Here is a 16,300-nt window from a genome sequence, read left to right as displayed (position 1 = left end):
CGGCGAAGCGGAGCGGTGGCATGAGCGCCAACGGTGGGACGAAGGCGATTGTCGCCGCCCTGCTGGCCAACATCGGCATCGCCGTCACCAAGTTCATCGCGTTCCTGCTCTCCGGCTCGTCGTCGATGCTGGCCGAGGCGGTCCACTCGGTCGCCGACTCCGGTAACCAGGGCCTCCTGCTGCTCGGTGGTAAGCGGGCGAAGCGCGCGGCCACCCCGGAACACCCGTTCGGGTACGGCCGGGAGCGCTACATCTACGCGTTCATCGTGTCCATCGTGCTGTTCAGCATCGGTGGCCTGTTCGCGCTGTACGAGGCGTACCACAAGTGGCATCACAAGGGCGGCATCGAGTCCTGGCACTGGCTGCCGGTGGTTGTGCTGGTGTCGGCGATCGTCATGGAGTCGTTCTCGTTCCGGACCGCCATCAAGGAGTCCAACCACGTCCGGGGCAACCAGTCGTGGGTACGTTTCATCCGCCGGGCCAAGGCGCCGGAGCTGCCGGTGGTGCTCCTGGAGGACTTCGGCGCGCTGGTCGGTCTGGTGTTCGCCCTGTTCGGCGTCACCATGACGCTGATCACGGGCAACGGCGAGTGGGACGCCGCCGGCACCGCGATGATCGGCATCCTGCTGGTCGTCATCGCCGTCGTGTTGGCCATCGAGACGAAGAGCCTGCTGCTCGGTGAGGGCGCCGAGGCGTCCGAGCTGGCAGCCATCGAGCGGGCCGTCACCGACGGCCCCGAGGTGGAGCGGATCATCCACATGAAGACGCTCTACCTGGGCCCGGAAGAGCTGATGGTGGCCGCCAAGATCGCCGTTCCGGAGTGGGAGAGCGCCCACGACCTGGCCCGTGGCATCAACGCCGTCGAGGCGCGGATCCGCGCCGCGGTGCCGATCGCCCGGGTGATCTATCTGGAGCCGGACGTCTACAGCGCCGCCGCCGCCGCGGCCGGCACCGGTGCCGCGGCCGACACCGCGGTGCCGCAGCCGCAGGACACGTCGGGCGAGGCGGCCGGGCGGCCCGGGGGCTGACGGGTGGAGCCACTGTACGGGCCGATCCGGGACTACGCCTGGGGCTCGCGCTCGGCAATCGCCCTCCTTCAGGGGCGATCGGTGCCGAGCGCGGGCCCGGAGGCGGAGCTGTGGTTGGGGGCCCACCCGGGCGCTCCGGCCCAGGTGGATCGCGCCGGTCTGCGGGTGAGCCTCTGCGACCTGGTGCGCGACGAACCAGGGCAGTGGCTCGGCCAGCGGGTGTCCGAGCGGTTCGGCAGCCGGCTGCCGTTCCTGCTCAAGGTGCTCGCGGCCGATGCTCCGCTGAGCCTGCAGGCCCACCCGGACGCCGAGCAGGCGCAGGCCGGCTACGCGGCGGAGGCGGGGCGCCCCGAGGGGCAGCGCAACTACTCCGATCCGCACCACAAGCCGGAGTTGCTCGTCGCGCTCACCCCGTTCGAGGCGCTGTGCGGTTTCCGGGATCCGGCGGAGTCGGCCGAGGCGCTCGCCGCGTTCGGCGTACCGGCGTTGGCGCCTGTGGTCGCCGCGTTGCGGGCCGGGCCGGCGGGGTTGCGGACGGCGGTGCGGACGCTGCTGGGCTGGCCGGTCGCCAGGCGTCACGACCTGCTGGCGGCTGTGGTGGCAGCGCCGGCCGACGGCCCGGACGCGGAGCTGACCCGCCGGCTGGCCACGGCGTACCCGGGGGATCCGGGTGCGCTGGTCGCGCTGCTGTTGCACCACCTGCGGCTGGAGGCGGGGGAGGCGATCTGGATGCCCGCCGGCAATCTGCACGCCTACCTGAGCGGCTGCGGCGTGGAGATCATGGCGGCCAGCGACAACGTGCTACGCGGCGGCCTGACCCCGAAGCGGGTGGACGTCGACGAGTTGTTGCGGGTGCTGCGCTTCGAGGTGCTCGACGATCCGGTGCGGGCCGCGCAGCCGGTCGGCCCGGGCGTGGACTGTTGGCCCGTGCCGGTGGACGATTTCGCGCTGCACCGGGTGCAGGTCGACGCGGCGGTGCCCTCGGTGACGCTGCCGCTGCCCGGCCCCCGGGTGGTGCTCTGCGCCGGCGGTTCGATCACCGTGGACGACGGTGCCGGTGCGCTGACGCTGGCCTCCGGCGAGGCGGCGATCGGTACGGCGCTGGAAGCGCCGCTGCGGATCGACGGCGCCGGTGTGGCGTACGTGGCGACACCCGGGCTGCGCTGACCTCGGTTCGGGCGAAAGACACGAGTCCGACTTTCCCGGAATAGCTTGACGTCACCCTGCCTGAGTGTGACTCTATGAGTACGCAGCGTTATCGCGACGACGGTCCGAGAACGTGCGGGGGAACCAAACCGGGGGGATGCACGGGGCGGGCGGGACGTGGGCGGGAAGGTCCGTCCATCACCGGCCGCCCCGTGCGCTGTCCGCGGACCGTGCCTGATGCCCGTCGCCGACGCGCGTAAGGTGGAGGGTCGGCGCAGACATCGTTCGACAGGAGCTTTCATGACCAGCACCCTCCCGGCGTCCGCCAGCGGCACGCCGTCCGAGGCCCGGCCGAGCACGCTCGCCGACGGCGACTTCAAGGTGGCGGATCTGTCGCTCGCCGAGTTCGGGCGTAAAGAGATCCAGCTCGCCGAGCACGAGATGCCCGGCCTGATGGCGATCCGTCGCGAGTTCGCCGAGGCGCAGCCGCTCGCCGGCGCGCGGATCACCGGCTCCCTGCACATGACCATCCAGACCGCCGTCCTGATCGAGACGTTGGTCGCGCTCGGCGCGCAGGTGCGCTGGGCGTCCTGCAACATCTTCTCCACCCAGGACCACGCCGCCGCGGCGATCGTCGTCGGCCCGGACGGCACCCCCGAGGCTCCGGCCGGGGTCCCGGTGTACGCCTGGAAGGGCGAGACCCTGCCGGAGTACTGGTGGTGCACCGAGCAGGTGCTCGCCTGGCCGGACGGGCAGGGCCCCAACATGATCCTCGACGACGGCGGTGACGCCACACTGCTCGTACACAAGGGCACCGAGTTCGAGCGGGCCGGGGCGGTCCCGCCGGTAGAGTCCGCCGACTCGGAGGAGTACGCGGTCATCCTCGAGCTGCTGCACCGCTCGCTCGGCGAGGACGGCCAGCGTTGGACCCGGATCTCCGCCGGCATCAAGGGCGTGACCGAGGAGACCACCACCGGCGTGCACCGGCTCTACGAGATGCACCGGGCCGGCACCCTGCTCTTCCCGGCCATCAACGTCAACGACTCGGTGACCAAGAGCAAGTTCGACAACAAGTACGGCTGCCGGCACTCGCTCATCGACGGCATCAACCGCGCCACCGACGTGCTGATCGGCGGCAAGATGGCTGTCGTCATGGGCTACGGCGACGTGGGCAAGGGCTGCGCCGAGTCGCTGCGCGGCCAGGGCGCCCGGGTCGTGGTGACCGAGGTGGACCCGATCTGCGCGTTGCAGGCCGCGATGGACGGCTACCAGGTCGCCACCCTGGACGACGTTGTCGAGCAGGCCGACATCTTCATCACCGCCACCGGCTGCTTCGACGTCATCACCAACGAGCACATGGCCCGGATGAAGCACCAGGCCATCGTCGGCAACATCGGCCACTTCGACAACGAGATCGACATGGCCGGGCTGGCCAAGCGGTCCGACGTCGAGCGGATCAACATCAAGCCGCAGGTCGACCTGTGGCGCTTCGCCGACGGGCACGCCATCATCGTGCTCTCCGAGGGCCGCCTGCTGAACCTGGGCAACGCGACCGGGCACCCGAGCTTCGTCATGTCGAACTCGTTCGCCAACCAGACGATCGCCCAGATCGAGCTCTTCACCAAGACCGAGGAGTACCCGATCGGCGTCTACGTGCTGCCCAAGCACCTGGACGAGAAGGTGGCCCGGCTGCACCTCGGCGCGCTCGGCGCGAAGCTGAGCACGCTGACCAAGGAGCAGGCCGCCTACCTCGGCGTCTCCACTGAGGGTCCGTTCAAGCCGGATCACTACCGCTACTGATCGACACTTCCGGACCGGGTCGGCTGTTCGCAGCCGGCCCGGTTCGTCGTCTCCGCCGCCGGCTGGGCGGGCTCAGCGACTCTCCGCCGCCGGTTCAGCCCGAACGGGGGCCGCGCCGGGTGGGCCGGAACCACGTCCAGACGCACCAGATCAGCCAGCCGACCGACACGACGGTGGCCAGCGCCCGCAGGCGTAGCGCGCTGAGCAGCAGCACCACGGCCAGCACCGCCAACCACGGCAGGAATCCCCTCACGGCGGGGATCCTTCCACAGCCGACCGGCGACACGTCGGCTGCCGGGCGGCCGCCGGTCCTCGTCCCGGGCCTAGTGAGCTTGTCGTGAACGACTTGACGAGGGCCCTGAGCAGGGAGGAAGGTATGCCTGCCCTAAGTCAGCCAAGGCGTGCCTAACCTACTCGGAGCCCGGATGTTCGCCACCTACCTGATCGGTCTGCGGGAAGGGCTGGAAGCCACACTGGTGGTCAGCATCCTTGTCGCCTTCCTGGTGAAGTCGCAGCGCCGGGATCGGCTGCCGCAGGTCTGGGCGGGCGTCGGCCTGGCCGTGGCGCTCTCGGTGCTCTTCGGCTGGCTGATCGAGTACACGTCGACCTCGCTGCTGGCCAGCTACGACGACCGGGAGTTGTTCGAGGCGATCACCTCGATCGCCGCAGTGGTCTTCGTCACCTGGATGATCTTCTGGATGCGCCGGGCCGCCCGGACCATCGCCGGCGAGCTGCGGGGCAAGCTCACCGAGGCGCTGGCCGTCGGGTCCCTCGCCGTCGCCGGCATGGCCTTCCTCGCGGTGATCCGCGAGGGCCTGGAGACCGCGCTGATCTTCTACTCGGCCGCCCAGGGCGCGGCCGGCGACAGCGGCCCGCTGCTCGCGTTGATCGGTGGCATCGTCACCGCCGTGGTCCTCGGCGTGCTGCTCTACGCCAGCGCCCTGCGAATCAACCTCAGCAAATTCTTCACCTGGACCGGCGCGCTGCTGATCCTTGTCGCCGCCGGCATCCTCAAGTACGGCGTGCACGACTTCCAGGAGGCCGGCGTCCTGCCCGGTCTGAACGACCTGGCGTTCGACATCACCAGCGCGCTCGACCCGAGCACCTGGTACGCAGCCCTGCTCGCCGGCATGTTCAACGTGACTCCCGCGCCCACGGTGCTGGAGACGATCGCCTGGGTCGCGTACGCCGTACCGGTGCTCCTGCTCTTCCTGCGACCGGCCCGGCGCAAGCCGGCACCCACCGCGACCACCACCACCGTCACCGAGCGCGGGGCCGACACCGGCACCGAGGCCGAGGTCGAGGCGGCGTCCTCGCCGCAGCGTGCCTGACCAACGAGGAGAGACAGCCCAGATGCGTACCACCCAGTTCTTCGCGCTGGCCGCAGCCGGCGTGCTGGCGACGGCCGGTCTGGCCGCCTGCTCCGACTCCGACAAGGGTGACCCGGCCGCGTCCGGCGGACCGATCGTGGTCAAGGCCAGCGACACCGCCTGTGAGGTCGGCTCGACCGACCTGGGCGCCGGCACCGCCACCTTCAAGATCACCAATTCGGGCGCGAAGGTGACCGAGTTCTACGTGTACGCCGACGGCGACCGGGTGATGGGCGAGGTGGAGAACATCGCCCCCGGGCTGAGCCGCGAGCTGCACGTGGAGTTGCCGGCCGGCACGTACCAGACGGCCTGCAAGCCGGGGATGAGTGGCAAGGGCATCCGGGGCGCGCTCAAGGTCAGCGGGTCGGCGCAGCCGCTCACCGCGGACGCCGCGCTGGGTGACGCCACCGACAACTACCAGCGCTACGTCAAGAGCCAGACCGCCGCGCTGTTGGACAAGACCGAGGAGTTCGTCGGCGCGGTCAAGGCCGGCGATGTGGCGAAGTCGAAGGCGCTCTACCCGGTCGCCCGCACCTACTGGGAGCGGATCGAGCCGGTCGCCGAGATCTTCGGCGACCTCGACCCCAAGATCGACGGCCGCGAGGAGGTCATCGAGGAGGGGATGGAGTTCACCGGCTTCCACCGGATCGAGAAGGACCTCTGGCAGTCCGGCGACATCAGCAAGGACGGCCCGATCGCCGACCGCCTGCTGGTCGACGTCAAGGAGATCGTGGCCAAGGCGAACGCCGAGAAGCTCTCCCCGCTCCAGCTCGCCAACGGTGCCAAGGAACTGCTCGACGAGGTGGCCAGCGGCAAGATCACCGGCGAGGAGGACCGCTACTCGCACACCGACCTGTGGGACTTCGCCGCCAACCTCGAAGGTTCCAAGGCCGCCGTGTCCGCCCTGCGTCCCGCGTTGCAGCAGCGCTCGCCGGAGCTGGTCACCCAGCTGGACACCGAGTTCACCAACGTCGAAGGGCTGCTCGGCAAGCACCGCGACGGCGACGGGTGGAAGCTGCACACCGCGCTGAGCAAGGCCGAGCTCAAGGAGCTCTCCGACGGCATCAACGCGCTCGCCGAGCCGATCAGCAAGGTCGCCGCGGCCGTCGCGAAGTGACCACCTGGCAGAAAGAGTCGAGTCGATGAGCGGGAGCAGGTTCACCCGGCGCCGGGCGATCACCCTGGCCGGCGCCGGGGTGGCGGGGGTCGCCGGAGTGGCGGCCGGCGCGGGGGCGCTGCTTAACGGCTCCCATGGCCCGGCCGCGGCGAGCGACCATCCGGCCGGGGCGGTGCCGTTCCACGGAGAGCACCAGGCCGGCATCGTCACCCCGGCGCAGGACCGCCTGCACTTCGTGGCCTTCGACGTGATCACCAAGGACCGGGCCCGACTCGTCGAACTGCTTGAGGAGTGGACGGCCGCCGCAGCCCGGATGACCGCGGGACGCGACGCCGGGGTGCTGGGTGCGGTCGGCGGGATGCCGGAGGCCCCACCGGACGACACCGGCGAAGCGCTCGGCCTGCCTCCCTCGCAGCTCACCCTCACCATCGGGTTCGGGCCGACGCTGTTCCGCGACGCCGACGGGCGGGACCGCTTCGGTCTCGCCGACCGTCGGCCCGCCGCCCTCGCCGAGCTGCCGAAGTTCCCCGGTGACGCGTTGCAGCCGCAGCTCTCCGGCGGCGACCTCTGCGTCCAGGCCTGCGCCAACGACCCGCAGGTGGCGGTGCACGCGATCCGCAACCTGGCTCGGCTCGGCATGGGCGTGGTGAGCGTCCGCTGGTCGCAGCTCGGCTTCGGCCGCACCTCGTCGACCTCCCGGGAGCAGGCCACCGCGCGCAACCTCTTCGGGTTCAAGGACGGCACTGCCAACCTCAAGGCCGAGGACACCGAGCTGCTGCGCGACCAGTTGTGGGTGCAGCCGGGCGACGGGCCGGACTGGATGGCCGGAGGCTCGTACCTGGTGACCCGCAAGATCCGGATGCTCGTGGAGACCTGGGACCGGACCTCCCTCGCCGAGCAGGAGGAGATCGTCGGCCGGACCAAGGGCAGCGGCGCGCCGCTGGGTCGCAGCGACGAGTTCGACGAGCCCGACTTCGCCGCGCGTGGCGCGGACGGGAAGCCGGTGATCGCCGAGCACGCCCATGTCACGCTGGCCCACCCGAGTCGCAACGGCGGCGCCCAGCTGCTGCGCCGGGGTTACAACTTCGTCGACGGCTCGGACGGCCTCGGCCGACTCGACGCGGGCCTCTTCTTCATCGCCTACCAGCGCGATCCACGCCGTCAGTTCGTGCCGATCCAGACCCAGTTGGCGCGGCACGACGTGATGAACGAGTATCTGCGACACGTCTCCAGCGGGGTGTTCGCCTGCCCTCCCGGGGTACGCGACGGCGGGGATCACTGGGGGCGTGGGCTGTTCGGCTGATCGTCGTCCGGATGGCGACAACCGGATCGGCCCAGCCTGCGGTGGCGCCGGGCGGCGCCGAAGGGGGATCATGGTGGGAGCCTGGCGACGGCCCGTTCGCGCGCCGGGCACCGCAGCCGTGGCGCCGCCGCCGCGGACCGCGATAACCGGTTTGACGGCGGCGCGAAGCGTTTACCGGCGGACGCCGGTCCCACCGAACTGAATGAGGATGCAATATTAATCCCATGAGAGCCCGCGTACTGGTGGTCGACGATGACCCCGCGCTCGCCGAGATGCTCGGCATCGTGCTGCGCAGTGAGGGTTTCCTGCCCTCTTTTGTGGCGGACGGCGAGCGGGCGTTGGCCGCCTTTCGCGACAGCCGTCCCGATATCGTGCTGCTTGACCTGATGCTTCCCGGTATGAGCGGTATCGACGTGGCCCGGTCGATCCGGGCGGAGTCCGGCGTGCCCATCGTCATGCTGACCGCAAAGAGCGACACCGTGGACGTCGTGCTCGGCCTGGAGTCCGGCGCCGACGACTACGTGGTCAAGCCGTTCAAGCCCAAGGAGCTGGTGGCCCGGATGCGGGCCCGACTGCGCCGAGGCGAGGACGTGGCCCCGGAGATGCTCACCATCGGGCCGCCGGACAACCAGATCACCATCGACGTGCCCGCGCACACGGTGAGCCGCAACGACGAGGAGGTGAAGCTGACGCCGCTGGAGTTCGACCTGCTGGTCGCGCTCGCCCGCAAGCCACGTCAGGTCTTCACCCGCGAGGTGCTGCTCGAACAGGTCTGGGGCTACCGGCACGCGGCCGACACCCGTCTGGTCAACGTGCACGTCCAGCGGTTGCGGGCCAAGATCGAGCCGGACCCGGAGCGACCGGAAATCATCCTCACCGTGCGGGGCGTGGGCTACAAGGCAGGGACCGGATAGCCTGGTCGCACTGTGTCGACCTCGCCGCCCCCACCCTCCCCGAGTACGGCTGCCCGCCGGCCCAGCGCCGGCGGGGAGCTCTGGCGTGCGGTGACCGGTCGGGTCGCCCGTGCGGTGGGTCGGGCACACCAGACCTGGCGCCGCTCGCTCCAGGTGCGGGTCGTGACCATCACGCTGGTCGCGTCCAGCCTGCTGGTCGGCGGGTTCGCGTTCCTGATCGCTGACAAGATCACCACCATCCTGCTCGACAGCGCTCGCAGCGACGTCCGGCAGCGGGTGACCAGCGGCGCCAGCTACGCGGCCAAGCAGGTCTCCTTCTACGGGCAGCCGCAGGAGGCGCAGCTCCAGGAGACCATCGACGGCACTGTCAACTACCTGGCCGGCGGCGACCCCCAGCAGACCAGCGGGGTGGTGGTGGCGATCACCGCCGACGACTATCCCAACGACATCCAGACGCGCACCTCCCCGTCGGCGAACGTGCAGTCACTGATCAGCCCCGAGCTGCGGGCCGCGATCGCCGACGGCAAGGTGGCCAGTCAGATCCGCACCGGGCGACTCACCGGCGAGACCACCAAATACCTGGTCTACGGCTCGCCGGTGCCCACCCGCTTCGGCCAGATCGAGCTCTACTACCTGGTCCCGCTGGGCCGGCAGGACGTCACCGCCGCCGACGCCCGCGCCACGGTGGTGGCCACCGGGGTCGCGCTGGTGATCCTGCTCGGGTTGCTCGCGGCGCTGGTCACCCGACTGGTGGTCAACCCGGTCCGGGTCGCCGCACGAACCGCCCAGCGGCTCTCCGCGGGCCTGCTCGACCAGCGGATGGTGGTCAACGGCGAGGACGACCTGGCCCTGCTCGCCGCGTCGTTCAACCAGATGGCCACCAACCTGCAACGGCAGATCCTGCGCCTGGAAGAGATGTCCCGGTTGCAGCGCCGCTTCACCTCGGACGTCTCCCACGAGCTGCGTACCCCGCTGACCACGGTCCGGATGGCCGCCGACCTGATCTTCGCCGAGCGCGACGAGTTCGACCCGGCGGTCGCCCGCAGCGCGGAGCTGCTCCAGGCCGAGTTGGATCGATTCGAGGAGCTGCTCACCGACCTGCTGGAGATCAGTCGGTTCGACGCTGGCTTCGCCATGCTGGATTCCGAGCCGACCGACCTGGTGCCGGTGGTGCACCGGGTGGTCGACCGGCTGGCTGGCCTGGCCGAGCGGGTGGGCGTACCGATCGAACTCGACCTGCCCGGCACGCCGGTGATCGCCGAGGTCGACCCGCGCCGGGTCGAACGGGTGTTGCGCAACCTGGTCGGCAACGCCGTCGAGCACGGTGAGGCCCGCCCGGTGCTGATCACCCTCGGCATCGACGAGACCGCCGTGGCGATCACCGTCCGCGACCACGGTGTGGGGCTGAAGGTGGGCGAGGAGAAGCTGGTGTTCAACCGGTTCTGGCGGGCGGACCCGTCCCGGGCCCGGCAGACCGGGGGCACCGGGCTGGGCCTGTCGATCAGCCTGGAGGACGCACGGCTGCACGGCGGCTGGCTGGAGGCGTGGGGTGCTCCCGGGCAGGGCGCGCAGTTCCGGCTCACCCTGCCGGCCCGTGCGGGCGATCGGCTGACCACCTCGCCGCTGCGGCTGGTGCCGGCCGACGCCGCCCTGCCGTTCGGCGGCCCCCGCGACGGTGGACCACTGGCCATCGGTCCGGGCACCGGCGGGGCACTGGCGATCGGCCCGGCTCCGGCCGGGGACGGGCAGCGGACGGAGGTGCGCTCGTGAGACGGCCGACTCTGCTCGGGACCCTCGGCGTGATGGTGCTGCTGGGTGCCGGCTGCGGCATTCCGGCGGCATCCGACGTGCGGGTGGACGGCAAGGGCGGCGCCGCCACCGAGGCCGGTGTGATCAGTCGGGGCAGTGAGCCACCGACGCGGACGGCCAGCGGCAGCGTCAACGAGACGTTCGTCCGCAACTTCCTGTCCGCCGCCGCCGGTGAACCGGATCGGGCGTACGAGCGGGTCAAGGCGTTCATCGCCCCGGAGGACAAGACCCGCCTACAGGACAAGAAGGGCAGCGAGGTCGCGCTGAACGTGGTCCGGCTGCGCGAGGCGGTCTACACCCTCAACAGCGACTCGACCACGACCGTGAAGATCACCGTGCAGCAGATCGGGGTGCTGCGGACCAACGGCACCCTGGCGCCGCCGGTGGCGACCGAGACGGAGTACGAGTTCGGCCTGCGCAGCGCGTCCTTCAACGGCGGCGTCAACGATGACCGGGCCGGCCTCTACGTCATCAACCCGCCCAACGTGCTGCTGCTCAGCGACACCGCCCTTCGCGAGTATTACCAGGACGAGACGATCTACTTCTGGAGTTCGGACCGCAGCCGCCTGGTGCCCGACCAGCGCTACCGGCCACAGGCGGTGCCGGTCGAGCGGCAGGTCAACGAAGTGGTGAAGTGGCTGGTCGGCGGCCCCTCCGACTGGTTGCGCCCGGGAGTCGTCGGGCTGCCGGACCGCACCGAGCTGATCAACAACGCCACCGGCGGCAACGGTCGGTGGGAGGTCAACCTGGACATGTCCGGTGACGACCAGAGCGGGATCGATCAGTTGATCACGCAGATCGCCTGGTCGTTGGGCGACCTCACCGGTCAGTTGGAGTTGAAGATCCGCAACAACGCGCAGCCAGTTGTGGACCTGGGCGAGCGCCGAGACTCCCGGGTGCTCTACCCGTACGCCGCCAGCCCGCAGCGGTTCGGCGTGTACGACGGCACGATCCACCCACTCGACTTCGACGGCGAGCCCAGCGGCACTGTGCCGTTGACACCCGAGGCCAACCGTAACGTCGTCTCCGCCAGCCTCGGGCTGGCCAAGGACCGCCGGATCCTCGCCGCGATGGTGGTCGCCGGCGGCAAGAACCGGTACCGACTCGCCGTGGGCACGGGCGCCGACCCGGTCTCCGTGGTCAGCCGCAGCGCCACCGAATACTCCTCGATCGGTCGACCGGTCTGGCTGCGTACCGTCGACAACCGCCCCAGCCGCGGCCTGGTGGTGGCCGACGGGCAGCTCTACCGGTTCGACGAGGCGGCCCGGATGTATCCGGTGCCGCTCAACCTGCCCTCCGCCGCGGTCACCGCGGTGGCCGCCGCGTTGGACGGCCAGCGGGTGGCGTTGATCGCCGGCGGCCGTCTCTACGTCGCCGCTGTCAACCTCGACGGCGGCGGGGCCTCCATCGGCCCGCCCCGAGAGTTGGTCACCTCGCTGACCAACCCGACGGCTGTCGACTGGGGCAGGGAGGACCAGCTGGTGGTGGCAGGGTCGCTCGGCCAGCCGGCGATCTACGAGATCAGCGTCGACGGCGCCCTGGAGACGCCGCTGCGGACCGACCTCGGCGCCAAGGTCACCCACCTGACCGCGTACCCGACCAACCGCAGTGTGCGGGCGACGACCGGGGCGTACATGTACGAGGCGAACGGGGTGGCCTACCGCAGCAGCCCGTTCGAACGGATCGAGCCCGGCCGGGTACGCGACATCGCCCCGGTGCCGACCGGTGTCCGGCCGAGCAACCCGTCGGCGCCGTTCTTCCTCTACTGACACGGTGAGCGGGCTCTGGGCGGACCTCGCCGACCTGGTGCTGCCCGCCGACTGCGCCGGTTGTCGCGAGCGCCGACCCGGCCTGCGGCACGGGGTCTGCCCAGCCTGTGTCGTGGCGCTGGGCGCATTGCGGCCACTGGCGGTCCGCCCCACCCCCGCACCGCCTGGCCTGCCGTCCTGCGTCGCCCTCGGCCCGTACGCGGGTCCGCTGCGCGAGGCCCTGCTGGCCTACAAGGAACACGGCCGACACGGGCTTGCCCGCCCGCTCGGCGCCCTGCTCGCCGAGGTCGTCGCGGCGGCGGTCGGTGGGGCGCGTCCGCTGGCGTTGGTTCCGGTCCCGGACACCGCGGCGGCGGCCCGGTCCCGCTACGGGGACCACCTCGACCGGCTGGCCCGGCACTGCGCGGCCCGGCTCAACCGGAGCGGTTGGTCGGTGCGGGTGCACCGTCCGCTGCGGGCGTCGCCGCGGCCCGACTCGGTCACCCTGGACAGCGCCGGGCGCGCGGCGGCGGCCGAGGCGACCTTCCAGCCCCGCTCGACGGGGCCGGTCCGGGGTCGTGCCGAGGGCGCGGCGCCGGTCGTGGTGTTGCTCGACGACATCGTCACCACCGGCGTGACCCTCGCCGCCGCAAGCCGGGTGCTGACCGCGACAGGATGGGCACCGAGTGTCGCGGCGGTGCTCGCGGCGACCGAGAAAAGACACCAGTCGTAACCGATAGTGTTTCCGTTTCACCCGTTGGTGTATGAGCTGCGAAAAATCCTGGGCTGTCTCGGCAACATGGGGTGACTGCCGGGCAAACAGGAGTTAGCGTTTCGCTGTCGGGGGTAGGAGGTCGTTCCACCACCCTCGGCGGTGAGAGGAGGCGTAGCCGTACCAACCGGTCGACGCCAGCGGGTCTCCCCACGGCGCGCGGCCGGGTAACCGGATCGAAGACCGTCCGAACAAGGGAGGTCACGTGGACATCGTGGTCAAGGGCCGAAACGTCGAAGTGCCGGACCATTACCGGGTACACGTAGCCGAGAAACTCGCGAAGATCGAACGCTACGACCACAAACTTATTCGCGTTGATGTCGAGCTGTTTCACGAGCGCAATCCGCGCCAAGCCGACCACTGCCAGCGGGTAGAGATCACCTGCGTTTCCCGAGGCCCGGTGATTCGGGCCGAAGCCTGCACCAATGACTTCTACAGCGCGCTCGACGCGGCCATCGCGAAGCTCGACACCCGGCTGCGCCGTGCGGCCGACCGCCGCCGCGTACACCGGGGCCGGCACGCGCCGATCTCCGTCGCCGAGGCCACAGCGGGCCTGCCGGTCGCGGACCTGGTGCCCAGCGCACTGAGCGCGCCGAGCGATGGCGCCCGCGCCGGCACCGCTGTCGCGGAGCGGGTCGAAGAGGAGCAGGACGACCAGCCGTGGCACATCGCCCGGGAGAAGGTCCACCCGGCCGAGCCGATGACCATCGACGACGCGTTGTTCGAGATGGAGCTGGTCGGCCACGACTTCTACCTTTTCCAGGACAAGGAGTCCGGCCGCCCCAGCGTCGTCTACCGGCGCCACGCGTACGACTACGGCATCATCTCCCTCGCCACTGACAGGTAGCCGATCCGCGTCGATCATGGAGTTGCGGTGGGAGAACACCCACCGCAACTCCATGATCCGTCAGCGGACGTCGGCGGGGAGCAGCGCGAAGGTCAGGTCGTCCAGGCGGGCGCCGGCCAGCCCGGGCAGCCGGCCGCGCTGAAGGGCCTCGCGCCGAAAACCGACCCGCTCCAGCACCCGGTGCGACGCGGTGTTGTCCGGCACCGTGCCGGCCGACAGCCGGGCGACACCGGCCGCGCCGAACGCCCACTCCGCGAGCAGCCGGACCGCCCGCGTCGCGTACCCCCGGCCGCGCCACTCCGGCAGCAACGCGTAGCCCACCGACGCCTCGCCGGCGGCCACATCGGTGTACGACAAGCCGCAACTGCCCACCGGCTCGCCGCTGGCCACGTCAGTGATCAGCAGCCGGGCGATCTCGCCGGTGAGCCAGCCGCTCTGCGCGAGACGACAACGCCGCTCCATCGCCTCGCGCGTCGGCGGCACCGGCGGCGCCTGGTTCGCCACCACCTCGGGTCGGCTGTGCAGCCGGTACATCAGCGCCGCGTCGTCCGGCCCGAGTGGGCGCAGCGCCACCACCTCGTCGGTGAGCACCCCGCCGGGCAGGTCGGGCAGCACCCGGGCGGCCGGGCCGGGCGGATCACCCGCGACGCGTACCCAGGCCAGCAGGTCGTGCCGGCCCGCGTCCCGGGACGCACCGGCCGACCGGCGCAGACCCTCGTAGCGGAAGCCGGCGGCCAGCGCGACCCGCTGGCTCGGACCGTTCTCCGGTTCGGTGAGCAGCTCCAGTCGGGCCGCCCCGGCGGAGAACGCGTGCTCGCTCAGCGCGCGGGTCGCCGCGGCGGCCAGCCCGCGACCGCGCGCCGCCGGTCGCATCCAGTAGCCGATCTCCAGCTGGCCCCGGGCGGGCACCGGGTTGTTCAATCCCACCGCGCCGAGCAGCCGATCGGTAGCGGGGTCCGCGACGGCGTACGCGGTGCCGCCGCCGGTCCAGGCCGCCGGGGCGCCGACGTCGATCCACCAGCGGGCGTCGGTAGCGGTGTACGGCGTCGGCAGGTTCGACAGGAACCGTTGAGTGAGCGGGTCCGCGCAGCCGTCGACCACGTCGGCGCCGTCCTCCGCGCGAAACGGGCGCAGCCGCACCCCGGGTGCCTCGACGATCGGCAGCAGATTCATCCCAGATCCTTCGCGAGAAGCGCCCCGACCCACACGTCCACCCTCTCGCCCCGGTGCTGCACGCCGCCCCGGGCAATCCCCTCGATCAGGAAGCCCGCCTTCTCGGCCGCCCGGCGGGAGGCGGTGTTGCCCACATTCGCCTTCCACTCGATCCGCGCCAGTCCCAACGTGCTGAAGCCCCAGGCGCTGACCGCTACCAGCGCGGCGGGCAGGTAGCCCCGGCCCCGGGCCGCCGGCGCGGTCATGAAGCCGACGTCGGCCACCAGCGGGTCGGCGGGGGAGAGCCGCAGGTCGAGCGTGCCCGCGTACCGATCGTCGGAGTCGGCGATCACGAAGCAGGCGGCGTCCCCCCGAGCCCAGGCGTCCCGGCCGTACGCCAGGTAGCCCTGCGCGTCGGCGCGCTCGTACGGGTCCGGCACTGTCGTCCAGCGGATGCTCTCCGGGTCCCGGCAGGTCTGCACCACGGCGTCCAGGTCCTTCTCCTCCATGGGCCGCAGCCGCAGCTCGCCGGCCCCGGTCTCGGCGAACAGAACGGGCTGCGGGCGGCCGAAGACGGCAGCCCGCCGGGCGGCGAGGGTGCCCGGTCCGGCCGGACCGGTCGAGCCGGCGGCCGGTACCTCGCCGGGCAGCAACGAGCCGATCCAGCCGTCCGCGCTGCCGGACAGCGCCGGGTTGGCCAGTCGTAACCTGCCGTCGATCCGGAAACCGGCCCGGAGGGCCACCAGCCGGGAGGCGTGGTTGCCCACCTCGGCCTGCCAGATGAGCCGACGAAGCCCGAGGGTGTCGAAGGACCAGCGGGCCACCGCCCGGGTGGCCCGGACCATCACGCCCCGACCACGCGCCCAGGGCGCCGACCAGTAGCCGATCTCACCGGTGCCGTCCTTGTCGATCGAGATGAGCCCGCTGGAACCCAGCAGCTCCCCGGTGTCCGGGTCACAGACCGCGAACGGTGCCCCGGTGCCCTCGGCCCAGGCCTTCCGGCTCATCTCGGTGACAAATCCGTGGGCGTGTTCCGGCCGGTACGGGCGCGGTACGGTGGTCCAACGCTGAATGTCCGGGTCCTGGCAGGCTCGGTGCACGGCCTCGGCGTCCGCCTCCCGCCAGGGCCGCAGCAGCACGCCGTCCTCGATGATCTCCACGGGCTCCACTCGTGCATCCTGCCGTAGCGTTCGCCGACGGCGTAACCGGATAACGTTTGGAGCGTGTGCTGGACGCGAGTTATGTCGGGTTCGGCGGGGTCGAGCACCGCCACCAGTGACCATCGGGCCGATGG

14 protein-coding genes are annotated in these 16,300 nt (G+C 71.2%); 11 read left to right on the top strand and 3 right to left on the bottom strand.

Annotated features, from left to right (window positions below; all coding sequences use genetic code 11):
- Positions 1-20: 20 nt before the first annotated feature.
- The 3 genes from OG598_RS21955 (at position 21) to ahcY (ending at position 3,974) form a co-directional block, all read left to right on the top strand.
- Positions 21-1,028, top strand: coding sequence for a cation diffusion facilitator family transporter (locus tag OG598_RS21955; protein ID WP_328650869.1), 1,008 nt, complete (start codon positions 21-23; stop codon positions 1,026-1,028).
- Positions 1,029-1,031: 3 nt separating this feature from the next.
- A complete protein-coding gene (gene manA, locus OG598_RS21950) occupies positions 1,032-2,195 on the top strand; it encodes a mannose-6-phosphate isomerase, class I (protein WP_328650868.1) in 1,164 nt (387 codons plus the stop codon).
- 279 nt (positions 2,196-2,474) lie between these two features.
- Positions 2,475-3,974, top strand: coding sequence for an adenosylhomocysteinase (gene ahcY, locus OG598_RS21945; RefSeq protein WP_328650867.1), 1,500 nt, complete (start codon positions 2,475-2,477; stop codon positions 3,972-3,974).
- Between the two features lie 94 nt (positions 3,975-4,068).
- On the opposite strand, the gene OG598_RS21940 is transcribed toward ahcY, so the two are convergent.
- Positions 4,069-4,227 carry a hypothetical protein gene (locus OG598_RS21940; RefSeq protein ID WP_328650866.1) on the bottom strand — a complete coding sequence of 53 codons (159 nt, stop codon included), beginning with the start codon at positions 4,225-4,227 and terminating at the stop codon, positions 4,069-4,071.
- A 172-nt stretch (positions 4,228-4,399) separates the two neighbouring features.
- Between OG598_RS21940 and efeU the strand changes: the two genes are divergently transcribed.
- The 8 genes from efeU to hpf all read left to right on the top strand — a co-directional run bounded on the left by efeU (position 4,400) and on the right by hpf (position 13,854).
- Complete coding sequence (gene efeU, locus OG598_RS21935; RefSeq protein ID WP_328650865.1) at positions 4,400-5,305, top strand: iron uptake transporter permease EfeU; 906 nt, start codon at positions 4,400-4,402, stop codon at positions 5,303-5,305.
- Positions 5,306-5,327: 22 nt separating this feature from the next.
- Positions 5,328-6,461 (top strand): iron uptake system protein EfeO, encoded by a 1,134-nt coding sequence (gene efeO / locus OG598_RS21930; protein WP_328650864.1) that lies wholly within the window; start codon positions 5,328-5,330, stop codon positions 6,459-6,461.
- A gap of 25 nt (positions 6,462-6,486) precedes the next feature.
- Entirely contained in the window at positions 6,487-7,764 is a 1,278-nt protein-coding gene (efeB, locus tag OG598_RS21925; RefSeq protein ID WP_328650863.1) for an iron uptake transporter deferrochelatase/peroxidase subunit, read from the top strand.
- A gap of 224 nt (positions 7,765-7,988) precedes the next feature.
- Complete coding sequence (gene mtrA, locus OG598_RS21920) at positions 7,989-8,678, top strand: MtrAB system response regulator MtrA (protein WP_030331519.1); 690 nt, start codon at positions 7,989-7,991, stop codon at positions 8,676-8,678.
- 12 nt (positions 8,679-8,690) lie between these two features.
- On the top strand, positions 8,691-10,448 hold the full coding sequence (mtrB, locus tag OG598_RS21915; protein ID WP_328650862.1) for an MtrAB system histidine kinase MtrB: 1,758 nt from the start codon (positions 8,691-8,693) through the stop codon (positions 10,446-10,448).
- Positions 10,449-10,480: 32 nt separating this feature from the next.
- The gene (locus OG598_RS21910) at positions 10,481-12,256 is read left to right on the top strand and encodes an LpqB family beta-propeller domain-containing protein (protein ID WP_442931527.1); all 1,776 of its coding nucleotides are present in this window, start codon (positions 10,481-10,483) and stop codon (positions 12,254-12,256) included.
- A gap of 4 nt (positions 12,257-12,260) precedes the next feature.
- Complete coding sequence (locus tag OG598_RS21905; RefSeq protein WP_328650860.1) at positions 12,261-12,968, top strand: ComF family protein; 708 nt, start codon at positions 12,261-12,263, stop codon at positions 12,966-12,968.
- Positions 12,969-13,212: 244 nt separating this feature from the next.
- Entirely contained in the window at positions 13,213-13,854 is a 642-nt protein-coding gene (gene hpf, locus OG598_RS21900) for a ribosome hibernation-promoting factor, HPF/YfiA family (RefSeq protein ID WP_328650859.1), read from the top strand.
- A gap of 60 nt (positions 13,855-13,914) precedes the next feature.
- Here the strand turns inward: hpf and OG598_RS21895 are convergent, their stop codons facing one another.
- Positions 13,915-15,027 (bottom strand): GNAT family N-acetyltransferase, encoded by a 1,113-nt coding sequence (locus OG598_RS21895; protein WP_328650858.1) that lies wholly within the window; start codon positions 15,025-15,027, stop codon positions 13,915-13,917.
- Complete coding sequence (locus OG598_RS21890; RefSeq protein ID WP_328650857.1) at positions 15,024-16,175, bottom strand: GNAT family N-acetyltransferase; 1,152 nt, start codon at positions 16,173-16,175, stop codon at positions 15,024-15,026. Before OG598_RS21890 ends, OG598_RS21895 begins: the two co-directional genes overlap by 4 nt.
- Positions 16,176-16,300: the final 125 nt, after the last annotated feature.

This window comes from Micromonospora sp. NBC_00330, assembly GCF_036136635.1.
GTDB classification, from domain to species: Bacteria; Actinomycetota; Actinomycetes; order Mycobacteriales; family Micromonosporaceae; genus Micromonospora; species Micromonospora salmantinae.
Note: the sequence above shows the minus strand (reverse complement) of the source record. Positions and strands in the feature narration are given on the sequence as shown.